This is a genomic window from Azospirillum mesophilum (assembly GCF_053470405.2).
Window position 1 is genome coordinate 1 of the sequence record NZ_JBPXMQ020000019.1, and the last position, 18,025, is coordinate 18,025.

Genomic DNA, 18,025 nt, shown 5'->3' on the forward strand with positions numbered 1-18,025 from the left:
CGTGGCCGTCACGTGCAAACATCCCAAATCTAGCTCATTAACCACGCACGCTAAATCAATGCTTTAGCGGCAATCCATGTGCAGATATTTTTGTCTACCGACAACTACTGCAGAAATTGGAAAAGCATTTCTGTATTCGAAATAAGGCCGGAACAACGGCGAAGTATTGCGGTGCTTCGTGCGGTGGGTGGAGGTGGCCCGCGACGACGGTCCGCCGAGGGATCGTTTGGAAAGGCGCCGGTGGAGTCGACGCTCCCCCGGTTCCTTCATCCACAGCAAAGGCGCTAAGGCATACACAGATCTCGCAAGCACGGTAAGTAGCTGATCGAGCGCTCAAAAGCCCCTCTCCCTTGAGGGGAGAGGGGTTGGGGTGAGGGTGGCAGCCGGTGAAGCCGGCCGGAACTCATCTTTCCGCCCTCCGGGCGTAACGACCCCTCATCCCAACCCTTCTCCCCCAAGGGGAGAAGGGCCTCTCTTGCGTCCGGCCATTTCCGGTAATGTGAGGGACGGGGTGGAAACAGGTGATTCCAAACGATCCGATCAGCGCAGGAAGAACTGCACGGGGATCAGAAGTTCCACCGGGCTGCGGGGCACCTCGGGCGGTGGTGGGGGCAGGGGGGATGCGCGCTCCACCATCGCCAGCGCTTCCTCGTCCAGGAGGGTGTGGCCGGCGCTCTTCACTAGGCGGGCCGACAGGACCCGGCCCTGCCGGTCGAGCGTGACGTGCAGCTGGGCGACGCCTTCCTGCCGGCGCGCCTGAGCGGTGCGCGGATAGCGCTTGTGCCGTTCCAGATGGCCGAGCACGAGGCCCTGCCAGTTCGGCATGGCGGTGCTGACCGCAGCCGGAGAGGGCGCGGGAGCGGCGGCCGGGGCCGCCGAGGCGGGCGCCGCCGTGGAGGCGGTTTCCGTCACGGGCTTTGTCGCCGGCTGTGGCTTGGGATGCTCGACGTGTTGGAGGGCGGGCTTGGGCGCGTCCTTGGGTTTGGGCTTCGGGGCCGGCTTCGGCGGTTCGGGCAGGGCCACCTCGGCCTTCACCGGCGGCGGTTCGGGCAGGGGTTCCGGCTCGACGATTGGCTCCGGCGGCGATTCCGGTTCCGGGAGCATGGATTCCAGGGGGGGCGGGGGCTCCGGCGCCGGTGTTGGAGCGGGTGCCGGCTCCGGCTTGGGGAGCGGGGCGAGGTCGAGCATGACGGCGGCGGGGGGCGGCGCGCTGGCCTCCTCCATGGGGATGCGCCAGGCCAGCATGCCCGCCGCGACACCCGCGTGCGCGCCTAGCACAAGCAGCAGGCTGCCGCCCCAGCGGATCAGGGACAGGCGGGACGGGAAAAGGCTGGGGCGGTCGTCGAACCCGTCCGCCGCGCTCACGGGGCGGCTCCGCCGTCCAGCCCGACCAGCGCAACCTTCAGGTAGCCGGCGGCGCGAAGGGCGTTCATCACCTCGGTCAGGGCGCCGTAGTCGACGCTGCGGTCGGCGCGCAGGAAGACCCGCGCCGTCCTGTCGCCGCCAGTCACGCCGTCGAGCGCCCCGGCCAGCGCCTCGCGCGCCACCGGCTCCTCCCCGACGGCGAGCGTCTTGTCGGCGCGGACGGTCAGGAACAGCGGCTTGTCCGGGCGCGGCTGCGGCTGGGCGGTGGAGGCGGGCAGGTCCACCGGCACGTCCACCGTCGCCAGAGGCGCCGCCACCATGAAGATGATAAGGAGGACCAGCATCACGTCGATGAAGGGCGTGACGTTGATCTCGTGGCTTTCGGCGAGATCGTCGCCGTCGTCGAGCCGCGCGGCCATGCCCGTTACTCCGCCGCGGCCTTGCTGCCGGCGCGCGGCAGCGCCTGCCGATCCATGTCGCGGCTCAGCAGCCGCAGCACCGCCGCCGAGGCATCGCCCAGCTGCGCCCGGTAGCCGCCGATGGACCGCGCGAAGGCGTTGTAGACGACCACTGCGGGGATGGCCGCGACCAGACCGATGGCGGTCGCCAGCAGAGCCTCCGCGATGCCCGGCGCCACCACGGCGAGGTTGGTCGTCTGCGTCCGGGCGATGCCGATGAAGCTGGTCATGATGCCCCAGACCGTGCCGAACAGGCCGATGAAGGGCGCCGTGGAGCCGATGGTGGCGAGGATGCCGGTGCCGCGCATCATGCGCCGCCCGGCCGCCGCCTCGATCCGTTCCAGCCGGGAGGCGGCGCGCTCCTTCAGCCCGTCGCGGAGCGGCGCGTCGGCCGACTGGTGCGCCTCCGCGATCACCGCGCGCAGCATGGCGACGGCCGGGCCCTGGCCGAAGCCGACCTGTTCCGCCGCCTGGGTCAGGGACCGGACCTGCTCCAGATCCTTCAGCGCCAGGGCGGCCTTGCGCTTGGCCGTGGACAGTTCCAGCGATTTGGCGAGGAAGATCGTCCAAGTGGTGACCGAGGCCAGCGCCAGCCCCACCATCACCGCCTGCACGACGGGGCTCGCCGCCAGGAACATGCCCCAGGGGGACAGGTCATGCGGCAGCGTGCCTGTGGCGGCGGCCGCCTGGGCGCTCTCCTGGGCCAGAGCAGTGCCCGCCGTAAAGAGGGCGCCCGCGCTGGCGATCGAGGTGGCGGCCAGAGCGGCAGGCCGCGGATGAAGCGCGTTCAGCATCGGCAAGGAACTCCCCCGGCTTTGGTGTCGTCGAGCGACCATACTGCAAATGACTCGCAATCGCACTTATAAAGCGCAGGCCGGCCCCGAAACGGGTGCCGGCTTGCGCTGCGCGATTTAGAACTTGGTGTTGAGGGACACGAGGAAAGTGCGCGGCGCGCCCGGCGAGATGTTGTTGTTGCCGCTGGCCGTCGCGTAGTACTTGCGGTCGAACAGGTTCTGCACGTTCAGCTGGGCGCGCACGTTGTCCATGACGTTGGCGTAGACCGCCGCGTCGAACCGCGTGAAGCCCGGCAGGACGACCGCGTTGTCCACGGCGGCGTACATGCTGGTCTGGTGGATCACGCCGACGCCGGCGCCCCACACCGGCGTGAACTGATACTTGTTCCACAGCGAGAAGGTCTGGCGCGGCACCAGCGCCACAGAGGCCCCGGCGGCGGCGGCGGAGGTCTGGCTGGTGATCTCCGCGTCCTGCAGGGCGTAGCCGCCGGCGATCTGCCAGTCGTCCGTGATGTTGCCGCTGATGCCGACCTCGAGCCCGCGGGTGCGCTGCTTGCCGGTCTGCACGGTGAAGCCCGGGTTGTTCGGGTCCGGGGCCGCCGTGTTGGAGCGCTCAAGCTGGAACAGGGCGGTGGTCAGGTACAGGTTGGGCTGCACCTCCCACTTGGCGCCGACCTCCAGATTCTCGAACTTCTCCGGCTTCAGGTTCGTGGTCGTCGTGGTCAGGGAGGAGAACTGGTCGCCCGAACTCGGCAGGTAGGACACGCTGTAGCTGGCGTAGAGCGACAGCGGCTTGATCGGCTTGAACACCAGCCCCACGCGCGGCGACAGCAGATTGTCCCGCCGGTCCAGATCCTGGCCGTTGCGGTTGTTGTGGAAGTCGATGTCGAAGCTGTCGAAGCGCAGGCCGCCGATGACCTGCCACTGCTCGTTCAGCTCGATCTGGTCCTGGACGTAGGCCGCCGCCACAGTGCCGATGGTGCGGGCGTTCGCGTCTGTGGCGCTCTGCCGGAAGGTCACCGGCGCGAAGGAGACCGGGTTGGCGATCGGAACGGTCAGCGACGTCGCGTTGCCGGCGAAGAAGGCCGTGTTGCGGAAGCTGTCCGTCTCCTGGCGGCCAAGCTCCACGCCCGTCAGCAGCGTGTGCTTCACCGGCCCGGTGGTCAGCTTGGTGATCAGGTCGGTCTGGTTGAAGAGGTTCGTCCGCTCCATGGAATTGTTGTAGCCGGAGAGCGCGACGGTGGTGCCGGCCGCGTTGACCGCGCCGGGGAAGATGTTCTGGTAGAACTTGTCGTAATGGGCGAAGCGGCTGCGGTTGCGCAGCGTGACGCTGTCGCTGATGTCGTGTTCGATCAGCCCGTCGACGGCGTGGGCGTCCACCTCGGCGTTGCTGAGCTTCGGGTTGCCGAAGAAGGTGGAGATGTCGGTGTCGAGCGGCCGGCCGCGGTAGGACGGCACGCCGCGGTCGGCGGTCCGCTCGTCGCGGAAATATTCGTAGCCGAGCTTGATCCGCGTCTTGTCCGTGGGCGTGAAGGACAGCGTGGGGTTGATGCCCATGCGCTCCAGCTTGCCGTAGTCGCGGAAGGTCTTGGAATTCTCGTACATCGCGTTCAGGCGGGCCGCGAAATCGGCGGTGAGGGCCTGACCCAGGTCCACCGTGGCGCGCTTGTTCTCGAAGGAGCCGGCCTGGACGCCGATCTCGCGGATCGTGGAGCCGTCGGCCTCCTTCAGCGCGCGGTTGACCACGCCGCCCCCGCCGCCACGGCCGAAGATCATCGCGTTGGAGCCCTTCAGCACCTCGACCCGGTCGACGTTGTAGAGGTCGCGGAAATACTGGGCGTCGTCGCGCACGCCGTCGACGAAGAAGTCGGCCGTGGTGCTGTTGCCGCGGATGACCAGCTGGTCGCGGTTGTTCTCGCCCTGGCTGGCGGTGACGCCCGGCACGTAGCGGACCACGTCGGCGATCCCCTGCATGGCCTGATCCTTGATCAGAGCCTCCGGCACGACGGTGATCGACTGCGGCACGTCGGTCAGCGGCGTGTCCGTCTTGGTGGCCGTCGTCGTGCGCTTGGCGGCGTAGCCCTCCGTCGCGGCGGCGGGAGCGGCGCTGCCCTGGACCGACACCGGCCCCAGCGTGAGCGGAGCACCCTGCGTGTCGTCCGCCCGCGCGGCGGTGCCCAGGCAGAGGGTGACCAGCGCCGTCGCCACCGTCGTCGCCACCGTCGTCGCCAACGTGGTCGTCAGCGCCGTCGTTGCCCGCAGGCTCGCCGCGCGGCGCCCTTCCATGGTCGCTTGGTTGCGATGCCCGCCAGCCCCGCCGAAATAGCCTTTCATGCCCAGCCCCTTGTTCCGTCGTCAGCACATGACCGTTCGCCGAAAGCCCTCCCGCGGTGTCCGGCCGGAACCGGTCCGCAGGCAGAGCTTGAGAATGCGAACGATTCTCAATATGACGGTGTGCTTACGGCATAAGGGGGGACGAACGCAACCTTTTTTGCGAATAATTCTCAACCGCAAATGTGGCGGGTGCGGAAGGATGCGGTCCTGCGGGGGAACGGCGATCGCCGGCGGCCGGGGGCTTCTGGAGATGTCAGCTCACCCTTCCTCCAATTCCCTATCCATTGATCAAACCGAACCGGTTTGCAGAATGGCGATGAGTTCGGATTCGACCTCGCCCGGCAACGCGAGGGTCCGAAGCTTTTCCACCGTGGCTTCAACCGGATACCGGAACGACCGCAGCTCGAAGCGGCCGTCCTGCCAGACGGCGTAGCTGGCGAGCGGGGCGCCGGTCCGGGGCTGTCCGAGGCTTCCCGGGTTCAGCACCAGCTTGTCGCCGATCCTGTGGAGGAATGGCGCGTGGGTGTGGCCGACAAGAAGGACGTCGGCCGAAAGCGCGTCGAGTTCCGCGGCCCACCCCTCCGCCGACTGTCGGCCATAGAGCGGGTCCGAAGGCGTCGCGTGCGTCAGGTGGAACCTGAGGCCGTCGCGCTCGGCCTGCGCCTGCAAGGGAAGACCGCGGAGGTAGGCTTTCTGCGCGTCGCTGAGGACGGAGGACGTGTACCGCCGGGTCGCTTCCGCTATGGGGCGATAGCGCGGGCTCCAGCGTGAATCGTCGTCGTACGCCACCGCGTTGTCGTGGTTGCCTTGCACGACCAGCGTGGCCTTCTCCATCACCTCCACGACGACCTCCCTCGGCTGCGGCCCGTAGTTGACGAGATCGCCGAGCACCCAGAGTTCGTCGTAGTCCTCCGGCAGGGCGCGCAAGGCGTCGTGGTTGCCGTGGATGTCGGAGATGATCACCAGCTTCATCATGGCCTCCGGGCGCTACAGGCGGATCAGAACGACGCCCAGGATCAGGGCAACTGCGCCAGCCAGCCGGGAAGGGCTGACCGGGTGATGGGGAAGCCCGAGCAGACCGAAGTGGTCGAAGGCGAGCGAGCCGAGCATCTGACCGACGACGATCAAGGCGAGAACCGTCGCGGCGCCGAGGCGAGGGACCATGAGAATGGCGGTCCCGATGAACAGCGCGCCGAAAAGCCCCCCGGTCCACGACAGCCACGAGGTGGACCCAAGGAGCGTGTCGGACAGCCGTGGCCCCGGGGACGTCAACGCGACCGCCAGCATCGCCAGCATGCCGACCGTATAGCTGACGAAGCCAGCCCACCAGGGCGACCCGAGTTCGGCCCGCAGGTTGGCGTTCAGAACCTGTTGCAGGGCGACGCTGACCCCGGCGCCGACCACCAGAAGGTATGAGAATGCGGTCCAGGCTGCGGTCATGCCATGCTCCCCAAATAGCTCCTGGCCGTATGGATAGCAGGCGTGGGCCGCCGCGGTCTGGAACGGATGTGACCGACCCCGCCCGTTATCGACCGCCCCGGTACCGCCCCGGAGTGACGCCGAACGCGCGCCGGAAGCAGCGGCCCAGATGGCTCTGGTCGGAGAAGCCGGTCTCCGCGGCAACCGCCGCGATGGTCTCGCCCGCCCGCAGCAGTCGCCGGGCGTCATTCAGCCTCTCCAGCAGCCAGAAGGCGTGCGGCGGCATGCCGTGACGCCGGCTGAATCGGCGGGAAAAGCCTTCGCGGCTCATTCCGGCCCGTTGCGCCGCCTGGCCCACCGTCTCCCACGCTGCGCCGTCCGTCGGCTCACCCGCCGGGCTCGCGATGGTCTCGGTGCATTGCCTGTGATCTTCGGCAATGATCGAGAGGTCATGCCAGCGGATTTGCCCCGACCTGCGCCAATGGCTGGCCAGACTGGCGATCAATTCATCCGCCGCGTGCGCTCCCGATGGCGTGTACAGATTGATGCAGATGACCGCCGACGGCTCGGATAGCGAGCCGTGGGGCGTCCCGGCGGGGATGTGGATGCCGTGGCCGGGGGCGACGTGGAACACGTCATCGCCCATGACGAAGCGTCGTCTCCCCGACAGGACGAACGTCACCTGGTCTTCTTCATGGAAATGCGTTGGCAACGCCACATCGAGACCGTGCACCGTTCCCAGTTCGACGACGCTGCCGCCGGATGGCCGCCAATATTCCCAAATCCCCTGCGACGTCGCGGCGGGATGTGGCTTCATCGGGAACAGAAGCGGTGCCATCAGCGCGTTGCCCCGTATCGTTCAAAGCCCGAAAACGAGAAGGGCGAGCCCTGCGCGGCCCCGCCCCGTTTCATTGTGTGTGCGCCAAGACATGTGGTTCAACCCATAACGTGGGACTTGACGTTCCGCAAATCCTTCCTATTCGAAGCGGATGTGACGGAAAACGTGAGATTTGGTTCTCCCATAACCCGAGAACAACACCATCTGTGCAGCCATTACCTGAGATTATCGCGAAACACCCCCTTTGCAATTCGGAATGTGAGCGGGGCGTTTGGCCAACAGGAAGTCGCTCGTTCGAAGGCCGCTTGAACAACCATTTGAAACACCAACGCTTTTTCATCTGATCGCTCCCATATTCAGACGGAGCTATGCGGGAAAGCGGGTGATGACGGTCTGAAGAAGGCGGCGTATTGAGGCGGGTAACAAGCCAACCCAGGCCCTTCCGAAAGAGCGGTACGCCACGAACGGGGACAGCAACGCTGTCGAACTCCGCCGTTCACAAAGCGGTCAGCCCGATGACGATCAGCACGCCCCCGGCGGCACGCGAGAGACGGTGCAGGCCCGGGACGTACATTTCCGCCAAGCTGTACAGCGTGAAGGCGGCCATCCACGCGACACTCATGGCGCCAACGCCGACCATGAAGACCATCAGTGGCCAGCAGCAGCCCACACAGTACAGCCCGTGCCGTGCGCCCATCGTCACCGCACCCCACGCGCCGTCCCGCCAGTGCGACAGGAAGTAGGTGGCGGGCGATTCGCAGTGCTTCAGGCAGGACTCCTTCAGAGGGCTCCACTGGTAGGCGCCCACCAGCAAAAACAGGGCAGCGCGCACCGGCCCGTCTTCCAGGATCAGAGACGGCGCCAGCAGGCCCGACGCGGCAAGGCCCCCTTGCACCGCCGTGGCGCCCGCCGCGAACAGCAGCCATGTGGCAAAGTAGCCGGAGAGGAAAACCAGCGCCATCCGGCCGGACCCGATCCGGGCGAAAGCGCGCGCCCAGGGGAGCGCCACCGGCACCATCATGGCGACCATCATCACCATCCACATGGACAGCGCCCCCCAGACCGCAAAGCCCCCAATAGAGTCTCCCGTGGAGCCGGCCCCGTGGTGATGCGCGGCAACCTCCACCCCCGGCGCGGCGATCTCCGCGTAGGTAGTGAGGCAGAGGACAACCCAGACGACCACCGCCGCCCCCACCAGCGCCGCCCGGAACGCCGGCAGCCACGGGTTCGCCCCGCCGGGAAACATCGGTCGCACGCTCATGGTCAGAGCCGCCCGCGCCAGGAAAAGTCGGAATGCAGCGCGTGCGTGTTTGTCGTGGTCAAGGCGTAGGGCGCGTCCGTGTATTCGGTGCTGCCCATGTCCAGCACCTGCGTGGCGTTGTGGATCTGGTTGTAGGAATTCTCCAGCCGCACCGTGCCGTCGCGGTCGCGGCCCTTCAGCCAGGATATGGCGCTTTTGAAGAAAGTGCCGGCCGTCAGGGTCTTGACCTTGCCCTGGTCCTCGAAAGCGATGGGGACCAGCCGTGTCGGCTTCCGCTCCGTCACGAACTGGGCGAGGATCTTCCAAGGGCCATTGGCCTCGCCGCTGATGATCCGCTCGATGGCGGCTTGCTGGCGCGGGGTCGCCCGGTCGTCGATGTAGGTCGTGAGGATCCAGTTCCCCGACGCCATGTGCCGGGGCGTGTCGTAGATGATGATGGCGTGCCGCCCGGCCAGGGATTCGCCCGCGAACACGCCGTCGTGAAAGTTGATGCCCCAATAGCCGATGCAGCGCTCGTGCGTGCACAGCTGGGTGAAGTGGAAGTGACCGGGGCAGACGATCTGGCAGTTGCAGTTCTCGAACAGAAGGCCCTTCGCCCACCAGTCGGTCTCGCTGTCCGATGTCATCGGGACTTGGGCGGGGATTTGGGCGGGGCTCTGCGAATGGTGGTTCGGCACCGGCGGCTCCATGGTGCAAATGGGGGGGTGCAAATGGGGGGTGCAAATGGCTGTGGCCGCCAGTGTTCAAGAAGGCCGAACCCCTGACAAACGGGATAAATTCGCCCTTGGGTGAATTCAATTCACTCACGCGGCGTCGGCGAGCGCTCCCCGGATCCAGGCATTGAAGGCGGCGACCTCCGGCCGGGCCAGGAAGTCCGGGCTGGTGACCAGCCAATAACCGGTTGCGCAGCGGACCGGCGGGCCGAACAGCGGCACGAGGCGGCCGGCGGCAAGGTCCGCCGCCGCCACGGGCAGGCGGCCGATGGCGACGCCCAACCCCTGGGCGGCGCTCTCCAGCGCCATGTTGACCGTGTCGAACCGCAAGCCCCGGTCGAGGTCCACCTCTGCCACCCCGGCCAGCCGCGCCCAGGCCGCCCAGTCCTCCGACACCTCGACCACATGCAGCAGGGTGGCCTCCGCGAGGTCTTCCGGCGCGCGCAGCGACGCGGCGAGGGACGGCGCGCACACCGGCACCAGCTCCTCCACGGCCAGGCAGGCGGCGTGCAGCCCCGGCCAGTCGCCGCGCCCCATGCGGACCGCCACGTCGACGCCGTCCTGCGGGAAGCGGACGTGGTGGTGCCCGGTGTCGACGGTGACCGCAATGTCCGGATGCTTTCGGTTGAAGGCCGGCAGGTTCGGGATCAGCCAGCGCAGGCCGAAGGTCGGCGGCACGCTGACCGCCAGACGCCCGCCCGGCCGCCGTCCGGGAAGCGTTTCGGTGGCGAGCGCCAGCCGGTCAATTGCCTCGTGGACGTGGCGCAGATACAGGGCGCCGGTTTCGGTCAGGGCCAGGCTGCGGTGGCTGCGCTGGAACAGCGCAAGCCCCAGCCACTCCTCCAGCGACTGAATGCCGTGGCTGACCGCGCTGGGCGTCAGGTTCAACTCCTCGGCGGCCCGCTTGAAGCTCAGATGCCGGCCCGCCGCTTCGAACAGGCGCAGCGAATTCAGGGGCGGCAGTCGGTAGGCCATGGCAAGGCGGGTCCCGGCATCGGTGGAGCGCCCCAGAGTACGCCGGACCATCACCACGCCCATAGCGTGTTCGACGGCTCTTGACCGGTATCGGGAAAACGAATATTCCATAAACATGGAAATATGAAAATGGCTGCGCATCGACACCGCGCGCCTTTCCAAGGAGTCCCGATGGAGAAGAAGGCCGTCCTGTCTGCGCTCGCGGCCCTGTCGCAGGAGACCCGGCTGGACATCTTCCGTCTGCTGGTCCAGGCTGGCCCTGAAGGGCTTGCGGCGGGGGCAATCGCCGAAAGCCTCGGCGTGGCGCCCGCGACACTGTCCTTTCATCTGTCGAACCTCAGCCACGCCGGGCTGATCGCGCAACGGCGCGAGAGCCGTTCGCTCATCTACTCCGCCGACTACGACCGCATGAACGCCTTGATGGCCTTCATGACCGAGAACTGCTGCGGTCGTCCCGTCAATGCCGCCGTATGCGCGCCGGTCTGCGCACCGACCCCAGGCGCGGCCAACAGCGAAGCCCCCAGTATCGAAAATCAGGGAGAAGCCAGCCATGAAGCGTCTGCACGTCCATGTCGCGGTTGCTGACCTCCGGCAATCCGTCCAATTTTATTCGACCCTGTTCGCCGCCGAACCGACGGTCCTCAAGGACGACTATGCCAAGTGGATGCTGGAGGACCCGCGCGTGAACTTCGCCATCTCCGCGCGCGGCGCCTCGGTGGGCATCGAACACCTTGGCATCCAGGTCGAGGACGAGACTGAGCTGGCCGAGGTCTACGGCCGTCTCCAGCAGGCCGAGGGGCCGGTTCTCGACGAAGGTGCCACCACCTGCTGCTACGCCCAGTCGACCAAGTCCTGGATCTCCGATCCGACGGGCATCGCCTGGGAGGCGTTCCTGACCACCGGCGAGCACACGACCTACGGCGACAGCGCCCTCATCAAGCGCCCCGAAACCGGCCGCCCCGAAACCGGCCGCCCCGAAACCGGCGAGGTCACCGCCTGCTGCGGTCCCAAGCCCGACTTCACCGCGGTGAAGACCGCCGAACCGGCCGCGAAGCCCTGCTGCGGCTGAGCGGCGGTCGTCCATGACCGGGCTGCCTGATATCTCCCGGGCAGCCCATTCCCGCCGATCTCCGGAGCGAAGAATGGCCGAAGAGCGTGTCTACCACGTGCTGTTCCTGTGCACGCACAACAGCGCGCGCAGCGTCATGGCGGAATGCCTGCTGAACCGCGAGGGAAAGGGCCGCTTTCGCGCCTACAGCGCGGGCAGCCAGCCGTCCGGCCGGATCAACCCCTACGTTCACAACCTGCTGGACCGGCTGGGGTTTTCCACCGCCGGTCTGCGCTCCAAGACCTGGGATGAGTTCGCCGCGCCGGACGCCCCCCGCATGGATTTTGTGTTTACCGTCTGCGACAACGCCGCCGGTGAAGTCTGCCCGGTCTGGCCGGGGCAGCCGGTGTCGGCCCACTGGGGCTTCCCCGACCCGTCGTCCGCGGCGGGGACCGACGCCCAGAAGGCGGCCTTCACCGCCGACGTGTTCCGGCAAATCCAGCACCGCATCCAGGACTTCGTCGCCCTGCCCATCGCCTCGCTGGACCATCCAACGCTCAAGCGCCGTCTGGCAGAGATGGCCCGGGACGATGGGGAACGGGCATGAGGCCGACCATCACTCCCCTGGCCGACGGTGAACGCCCGTCCCTGGACCGGCTGCTGGCGGCGGAGGGCCTTCCGACCGACGACCTGACCGCGCCGGGGCGGCGCTTCTGGCGCGTGGCGGACGAGCGCGGCCTGCTCGGCTATGGGGGTCTGGAGCCCTACGGAGCGGACGGCTTGTTGCGCTCGGTCGTCGTTCCGCCGGACCGGCGCGGCGGCGGAGCCGGGCGGGCCGTGGTCGAAGCGATGGGTGAGGAGGCCCGCAGGCTGGGCGTCGAACGGCTCTGGCTGCTAACCACCGGTGCCGCCGGTTTCTTCGAACGCCTGGGGTTCCGGCGCACGGAGCGGGCCTCCGCGCCGCCGGACATTGCCTCCGGCGCCCAGTTCGCCGGGCTGTGCCCGAGCAGCGCCACCTGCATGCGCCGCGACCTTCGACCGCCGGTCGAACCCACCGACTCAAAGACGGAAGCCATTACGCCATGACGGCGATCACCATCTATCACAACCCGGCGTGCGGGACGTCCCGCAACACGCTGGCGCTCATCCGCAACTCCGGTGTCGAGCCGACGGTCATCGAGTACCTGACGACGCCGCCCAGCCGCGAGCAGCTGGCCGACCTGATCCGCCGCATGGGCGTGCCGGTGCGCGCCGTGTTGCGCGAGAAGGGCACGCCCTACGCGGATCTCGGGCTCGACGATCCGTCGCTGACCGACGACCGGCTGCTCGACGCCATGATGGCCCACCCCATCCTCATCAACCGGCCCATCGTGGTGACGCCGCTCGGCGTCCGCCTGTGCCGCCCGTCCGAGGCGGTGCTGGACATCCTCCCCGACCCGCAGCGCGGCGCCTTCACCAAGGAAGACGGCGAGCGTGTGGTGGACGAGGCCGGAAACCGCATCGGCAAAGCCTCCCGACAGGACTGAACGACATGACCGCTGACCTCCCCCTTGGAGACCCCATTGGAGACGAGGGGGCCGCCCAAGCGGCCCGCCCGGCCATGGGCACCTTCGAGCGCTACCTGAGCGTCTGGGTGGCACTGTGCATCGTGGCCGGCATCGCGCTGGGCCACTGGATTCCGGGCTTCTTCCACGTCGTCGCGGCGGCCGAGGTGGCCAAGGTCAACCTGCCGGTGGCGGTGCTGATCTGGCTGATGATCGTGCCGATGCTGCTGAAGATCGACCTCGGCGCCCTCGGGCAGGTCAAGGAGCACTGGCGCGGCGTCGGCGTGACGCTGTTCATCAACTGGGCGGTCAAGCCCTTCTCCATGGCCCTGCTCGGCACCCTGTTCGTCGGCCACCTGTTCGCGCCACTGCTGCCGCAGGACCAGATCCCGTCCTACATCGCCGGGCTGATCCTGCTGGCCGCCGCCCCCTGCACGGCCATGGTCTTCGTCTGGTCGAACCTGTGCGAGGGGGAGCCGCACTACACGCTGAGCCAGGTGGCGCTGAACGACATCATCATGGTCTTCGCCTTCGCGCCGCTGGTCGGCCTGCTGCTGGGTGTGGCGTCGATCACCGTGCCGTGGGACACGCTCCTGCTGTCGGTGGTGCTCTACATCGTCATTCCCGTGGTTGCGGCCCAGCTCTGGCGCCGCCGCCTGCTGGCCTCCGGCGGCGAGGCCGCGCTGACGTGGACTCTGGGCGTGCTCCAGCCGGTTTCGTTGATGGCGCTGCTGGCGACCTTGGTGCTGCTGTTCGGCTTCCAGGGCGGACAAATCCTGGCGCAGCCGCTGGTCATCCTGCTGCTGGCGGTTCCCATCCTGATCCAGGTCTATTTCAACGCCGGGCTGGCCTACTGGCTGTCGCGCCGGTTCGGCGTGGCCTGGTGCGTGGCCGCCCCGGCGGCGCTGATCGGCGCCAGCAATTTCTTCGAACTGGCCGTCGCCGCGGCGATCAGCCTGTTCGGCCTGAGCTCCGGCGCCGCCCTGGCCACGGTGGTCGGCGTGCTGGTCGAGGTGCCGGTGATGCTGTCCGTCGTACGCATCGTCAAGGCAACAAAGCCCTGGTACGAGCGGCGGCCCGTGTAACTGAGCTGATGTGGTGGACAGCCCTTCCACCTTCTTGAAACGGTGGCAAGCTGAGGTCGTCGAAGAAACCATGTGTGGACGGCCCCTCCGGCGCAAGAGGGAAATCCGCACTGACTGGCCGAGAAGGATGCATCCATGTGTCCGGCCTGTTGCTGCAGCCGCTGGCTGCTGGCCTTGATGAATTCTGCGGATCGACGCCCAAATCAGCTCATCGCGCTCGGTGGCGCTTGGTCCCCGTGGGTTTGGCCGATCCCCGGCCCTGCCGGTTCGTCATCACGTCTCACCACCCTTGCCCATCCGCCCCGCCGAGCCATCCGACGCCGGCGAGGCGAACGCGGTCTACGCCGCGCTCGGCGCCGCGTAGGTCACTCCCCGCGTCATCACCACCCACGCGATGCGCGCGGTCTTGTTGGCCAGAGCCACGGCGGCCAGCTTTGCCGGTTTGCGCTCCAGCAGCTTCGTCGCCCAACTGCGGCTGGCGTTGTCCTTGCGGGCCAGCCGCATGACCGCCGTGGCGCCGACGACGAGCAAGCGCCGAAGGTAGCCGTCGCCCTGCTTGCTGATGCCGACGTGGCGTTCCTTGCCGCCGCTGCTGTGGGCTTTCGGTGTCAGACCGAGCCATGCGGCGAACTGCCGGCCGGAACGGAACAGCGTGCCGTCCGGCACGGCCGCCGCGATGGCGCTCGCGGTGATCGGTCCAATGCCGGGAATGGTCGCCAAGCGCCGGCTGACCTCGCTGGCCCGATGCCAAGCGAGGATGCGCTTCTCCAGCCGGTCGATTTCGGCCTCAAGCTGCCGAAGTTGATCGACGATGCCGTGCAGCGCCAAGCGCGCCAGTTCGGGCAGACGATCCTGTGCTTCATGGAGGGCTGCGGTCACCGCCTTCACGCCTTCTGGCCCTTTGGCCGCGATGATTCCGAATTCCGCCAAGTGCCCGCGCAACCCGTTGATCAGCATCGTTCGCTGCCGTACCAGCAGGTCGCGGGTCTTGTGCAGCATCAGCGCGGCCTGCTGGTCCACCGTCTTGATGGCGACGAAACGCATGGTCGGGCGGGTGACCGCTTCGCAGATGGCCTCGGCATCGGCGGCGTCGGTCTTGCCCCGCTTCACGTAGGGTTTGACATAGGCGGGCGGCATCAGCTTCACCGTATGCCCCAGGGCCGCGATTTCCCGCGCCCAGTAATGCGCTGTGCCGCAGGCCTCCAATCCGACCAGACACGGCGGCACGCTCTGGAAGAACTTCAAAACCTCGCCTCGACGCAGTTGCCGACAGACAAGAACCTTCCCATCCGCGGCAATCCCATGGACTTGGAAAACGTTCTTCGCCAAGTCCAGACCGATCGTCACCACCTCTCCCATGGACGGCCCCTCTGAGCTGGTTTCTTCGACGACCTCAGCTTGCCACCGTTTCAAGAAGGTGGAAGGGCCGTCCACCACATCAGCTCAGGTGGCAAGTGTAGTTCGACGAGTGGTCTCCGCTCCAGATCCAGAATAGGAGGAGCTGAGCTGTAAAAGTATGCACTTGATCAGGCGAAAACCGGGGCTCGCTAGGCGTCCCGAAATTCAGCGACTGTCCCGCGAGCTCTTTTTCCTTCTGCGGAGAATCGAACGACCAGCATAAGAAATGGGCGGGGCCTCGCGACCCCGCCCAGCCCCATTTTATGTGTCCCGAGTCTCACGTTATGAGGCGAACCACGCGAACCACAATCACACGTCCAGGTTCGCCACCTTGAGCGCGTTTTCCTGGATGAACTCGCGGCGGGGTTCCACGATGTCGCCCATCAGGGTGGAGAAAACCTCCTCCGCCTGGTCAGCGTGGTTGACCTTCACCTGCAGCAGCGAGCGCTTGGTCGGGTCCAGCGTGGTTTCCCAGAGCTGGTCGGGGTTCATTTCGCCCAGCCCCTTGTAGCGCTGGATGGTCACGCCGCGGCGACCCAGTTCCATCACCGTGTCGAACAGGGCGACGGGGCCGGTCAGGCTGCGGGTTTCCTTCTGCTTCTCGAACGCACGGCCCGGTTCGGCGAAGACGCGCTTCAGGTCGGCGGCGATGGCGTCCAGCTTTCGGGCTTCGACGCTCTTCAGCAGGTCGGTGTCGAGGGTGTGGCGGTGGGTCACGCCGCGGCGGGTGCGCACCAGCGCGTAGCCGCCCTGCGGCAGCGACTCGCCGCGCCAGCCGCCTTCCGGGTCCAGCGCGTTCAGCCGCTCCGCCACGGTCTGCGCGGCCTGGAGCGCCTGGGCGGGGTCGTTGGCCAGGGCCGGGGACAGGCCGCCGGTCACCGCCGCCTGTTCCGCCACGTTCAGGCTGCCGGCCTTGCGGGCGAGCGCCTCGATCTGCTGGCGGGCGGTGCGGGATTGCTCGACCAGATCCTTCAACGGGGCGCCGGTCAGCAGGGAGCCATCGGACAGCCGGACCGTCAGGTCGCCCAGCGCCGCCTCGATCAGGTATTCCTCCAGCGCCCGGTCGTCCTTCAGGTACCGTTCCTTGGCGTTGCCGCGCTTGATGCGGTAGAGCGGCGGCTGGGCGATGTAGAGGTAGCCGCGCTCGATCAGCTCCGGCATCTGCCGGAAGAAGAAGGTCAGCAGCAGTGTGCGGATGTGGCTGCCGTCCACGTCCGCGTCGGTCATGATGATGATCTTGTGGTAGCGCGTCTTGTCCGGGTTGAACTCGTCGCGCCCGATGCCGGTGCCCAGCGCCGCGATCAGCGTGCCGATTTCGGCCGAGGACAGCATCTTGTCGAAGCGCGCGCGCTCCACGTTCAGGATCTTGCCGCGCAGCGGCAGGATGGCCTGGAACTGGCGGGATCGGCCCTGCTTGGCCGAACCACCGGCCGAGTCGCCCTCCACGATGAACAGCTCGGACAGGGCGGGGTCACGCTCCTGGCAGTCGGCCAGCTTGCCGGGCAGGGAGGCGATGTCGAGCGCGCCCTTGCGCCGGGTCAGCTCGCGCGCCTTGCGCGCGGCCTCACGGGCGGCGGCGGCTTCGACCACCTTCTGCACGACGCGCTTGGCGTCGGCCGGATGCTCCTCGAAATACTGGGCGAGGGCTTCGCCCACCACCGCCTCGACCACCGGGCGGACTTCGGAGGAGACCAGCTTGTCCTTGGTCTGGCTGGAGAATTTCGGGTCGGGGACCTTCACCGACAGCACGCAGGTCAGCCCCTCGCGCGCGTCGTCGCCGGAGAGGTTGACCTTTTCCTTCTTCGCGATGCCCGACTCGGTGGCGTAGTTGTTGATCGCCCGCGTCAGCGCCGCGCGGAAGCCGGCGAGGTGCGTGCCGCCGTCCTTCTGCGGGATGTTGTTCGTGAAGCAGAGCGTCGTCTCGTGGTAGCTGTCGTTCCACTGGAGCGAGCATTCCACGGTGACCGTGCCGCCATGCTCCGTCGGGCGCTCCGCCTTGATGGCGATGGCCGGCTTGTGCAGCGCCACCTTGGAGCGGTCGAGCCAGTTCACGAAGGCCTCAAGCCCGCCTTCGTAATGCAGGTCGTGCACCTTCGGCTCCACGCCGCGCGCGTCGGTCAGGACAAGGCGCACACCGGAGTTCAGGAAGGCCAGCTCGCGCAGCCGGTGTTCCAGCGTCGCGAAGTCGAATTCCGTGTTGGTGAAGGTCTCCTTGGACGGCAGGAAGGTGACCTCGGTGCCGCTCAGCAGCTTCTGACCGCCCTGGTTGTCGTCCACCATCGGGGCGGCGCCGACGTCGGCGAGGCCGGCCTCCGGCACGCCGTGGCGGAAGCGCATGAACCATTCGCGGCCGTTGCGCCAGATGCGCAGCTCCAGCGTCTCCGACAGGGCGTTCACCACCGACACGCCCACGCCATGCAGGCCGCCGGACACCTTGTAGGAGTTCTGGTTGAACTTGCCGCCCGCGTGCAGCTGGGTCATCACGACCTCGGCCGCCGAGACGCCTTCCTCCGGATGGATGTCCGTGGGGATGCCGCGCCCGTTGTCGCGCACGGTCACCGAGCCGTCGGCGTTCAGCTGAACCACGACCTTGTCGCAGTAGCCGGCCAGCGCCTCGTCGATCGCGTTGTCCACGACCTCGTAGACCATGTGGTGCAGGCCCGAGCCGTCATCGGTGTCGCCGATGTACATGCCGGGACGCTTGCGCACGGCGTCCAGCCCGCGCAAGACGGTGATCGATTCCGCGCCGTAGTCCTGCTGCGGGAGGTCGTTCTTCAGTGCTTCCTGTGCCAT

18 protein-coding genes are annotated in these 18,025 nt (G+C 67.5%); 6 read left to right on the forward strand and 12 right to left on the reverse strand.

All coding sequences use genetic code 11. The features are described 5' to 3' along the window. Window positions 1-540: 540 nt before the first annotated feature. From ACSVC7_RS18655 to gcvA, 10 genes are all read right to left on the reverse strand, one after another. Complete coding sequence (locus ACSVC7_RS18655; RefSeq protein WP_448205994.1) at window positions 541-1,365, reverse strand: energy transducer TonB; 825 nt, start codon at window positions 1,363-1,365, stop codon at window positions 541-543. After that, window positions 1,362-1,784, reverse strand: coding sequence for a TonB system transport protein ExbD (gene exbD, locus ACSVC7_RS18660; protein WP_448205995.1), 423 nt, complete (start codon window positions 1,782-1,784; stop codon window positions 1,362-1,364). The genes ACSVC7_RS18655 and exbD overlap by 4 nt, the downstream gene beginning before the upstream one ends. A 5-nt stretch (window positions 1,785-1,789) precedes the next feature. Continuing rightward, window positions 1,790-2,617: a tonB-system energizer ExbB gene (gene exbB, locus ACSVC7_RS18665; RefSeq protein WP_448205996.1), complete on the reverse strand. Its 828-nt coding sequence runs from the start codon at window positions 2,615-2,617 to the stop codon at window positions 1,790-1,792. A gap of 117 nt (window positions 2,618-2,734) precedes the next feature. After that, complete coding sequence (locus tag ACSVC7_RS18670) at window positions 2,735-4,951, reverse strand: TonB-dependent receptor (RefSeq protein ID WP_448205997.1); 2,217 nt, start codon at window positions 4,949-4,951, stop codon at window positions 2,735-2,737. Between the two features lie 288 nt (window positions 4,952-5,239). Further along, window positions 5,240-5,926 (reverse strand): metallophosphoesterase family protein, encoded by a 687-nt coding sequence (locus ACSVC7_RS18675; RefSeq protein WP_448205998.1) that lies wholly within the window; start codon window positions 5,924-5,926, stop codon window positions 5,240-5,242. Window positions 5,927-5,938: 12 nt separating this feature from the next. Beyond that, window positions 5,939-6,391 (reverse strand): DMT family transporter, encoded by a 453-nt coding sequence (locus ACSVC7_RS18680; RefSeq protein WP_448205999.1) that lies wholly within the window; start codon window positions 6,389-6,391, stop codon window positions 5,939-5,941. 85 nt (window positions 6,392-6,476) lie between these two features. After that, window positions 6,477-7,208, reverse strand: a complete 732-nt coding sequence (locus ACSVC7_RS18685) for an AraC family transcriptional regulator (protein ID WP_448206000.1) — start codon at window positions 7,206-7,208, stop codon at window positions 6,477-6,479. Window positions 7,209-7,704: 496 nt separating this feature from the next. Then, entirely contained in the window at window positions 7,705-8,469 is a 765-nt protein-coding gene (locus ACSVC7_RS18690) for a DUF2182 domain-containing protein (RefSeq protein WP_448206001.1), read from the reverse strand. A 2-nt stretch (window positions 8,470-8,471) separates the two neighbouring features. Then, window positions 8,472-9,095, reverse strand: a complete 624-nt coding sequence (locus ACSVC7_RS18695) for a DUF1326 domain-containing protein (protein ID WP_483508512.1) — start codon at window positions 9,093-9,095, stop codon at window positions 8,472-8,474. A 177-nt stretch (window positions 9,096-9,272) separates the two neighbouring features. After that, window positions 9,273-10,208 (reverse strand): transcriptional regulator GcvA, encoded by a 936-nt coding sequence (gcvA, locus tag ACSVC7_RS18700; RefSeq protein ID WP_448206003.1) that lies wholly within the window; start codon window positions 10,206-10,208, stop codon window positions 9,273-9,275. Window positions 10,209-10,328: 120 nt separating this feature from the next. On the opposite strand from gcvA, the gene ACSVC7_RS18705 reads away from it, so the two are divergent. From ACSVC7_RS18705 to arsB, 6 genes are all read left to right on the forward strand, one after another. Next, window positions 10,329-10,742 carry an ArsR/SmtB family transcription factor gene (locus ACSVC7_RS18705; protein WP_448206004.1) on the forward strand — a complete coding sequence of 138 codons (414 nt, stop codon included), beginning with the start codon at window positions 10,329-10,331 and terminating at the stop codon, window positions 10,740-10,742. Next, window positions 10,708-11,226, forward strand: a complete 519-nt coding sequence (locus ACSVC7_RS18710; RefSeq protein WP_448206005.1) for an ArsI/CadI family heavy metal resistance metalloenzyme — start codon at window positions 10,708-10,710, stop codon at window positions 11,224-11,226. The genes ACSVC7_RS18705 and ACSVC7_RS18710 overlap by 35 nt, the downstream gene beginning before the upstream one ends. A gap of 73 nt (window positions 11,227-11,299) precedes the next feature. Continuing rightward, window positions 11,300-11,812, forward strand: coding sequence for an arsenate reductase ArsC (locus ACSVC7_RS18715; RefSeq protein ID WP_448206006.1), 513 nt, complete (start codon window positions 11,300-11,302; stop codon window positions 11,810-11,812). Then, window positions 11,809-12,291, forward strand: coding sequence for an arsenic resistance N-acetyltransferase ArsN2 (gene arsN2, locus ACSVC7_RS18720; RefSeq protein ID WP_448206007.1), 483 nt, complete (start codon window positions 11,809-11,811; stop codon window positions 12,289-12,291). The genes ACSVC7_RS18715 and arsN2 overlap by 4 nt, the downstream gene beginning before the upstream one ends. Beyond that, the gene (arsC, locus tag ACSVC7_RS18725) at window positions 12,288-12,731 is read left to right on the forward strand and encodes an arsenate reductase (glutaredoxin) (protein ID WP_483508515.1); all 444 of its coding nucleotides are present in this window, start codon (window positions 12,288-12,290) and stop codon (window positions 12,729-12,731) included. The genes arsN2 and arsC overlap by 4 nt, the downstream gene beginning before the upstream one ends. A gap of 74 nt (window positions 12,732-12,805) precedes the next feature. Further along, on the forward strand, window positions 12,806-13,834 hold the full coding sequence (arsB, locus tag ACSVC7_RS18730; RefSeq protein WP_448206094.1) for an ACR3 family arsenite efflux transporter: 1,029 nt from the start codon (window positions 12,806-12,808) through the stop codon (window positions 13,832-13,834). A gap of 339 nt (window positions 13,835-14,173) precedes the next feature. Here arsB and ACSVC7_RS18735 read toward each other — a convergent pair whose 3' ends face one another. Continuing rightward, entirely contained in the window at window positions 14,174-15,193 is a 1,020-nt protein-coding gene (locus ACSVC7_RS18735) for an IS110 family RNA-guided transposase (protein ID WP_448206009.1), read from the reverse strand. A 348-nt stretch (window positions 15,194-15,541) separates the two neighbouring features. Next, the gene (gyrB, locus tag ACSVC7_RS18740; RefSeq protein WP_448206010.1) at window positions 15,542-18,025 is read right to left on the reverse strand and encodes a DNA topoisomerase (ATP-hydrolyzing) subunit B; all 2,484 of its coding nucleotides are present in this window, start codon (window positions 18,023-18,025) and stop codon (window positions 15,542-15,544) included.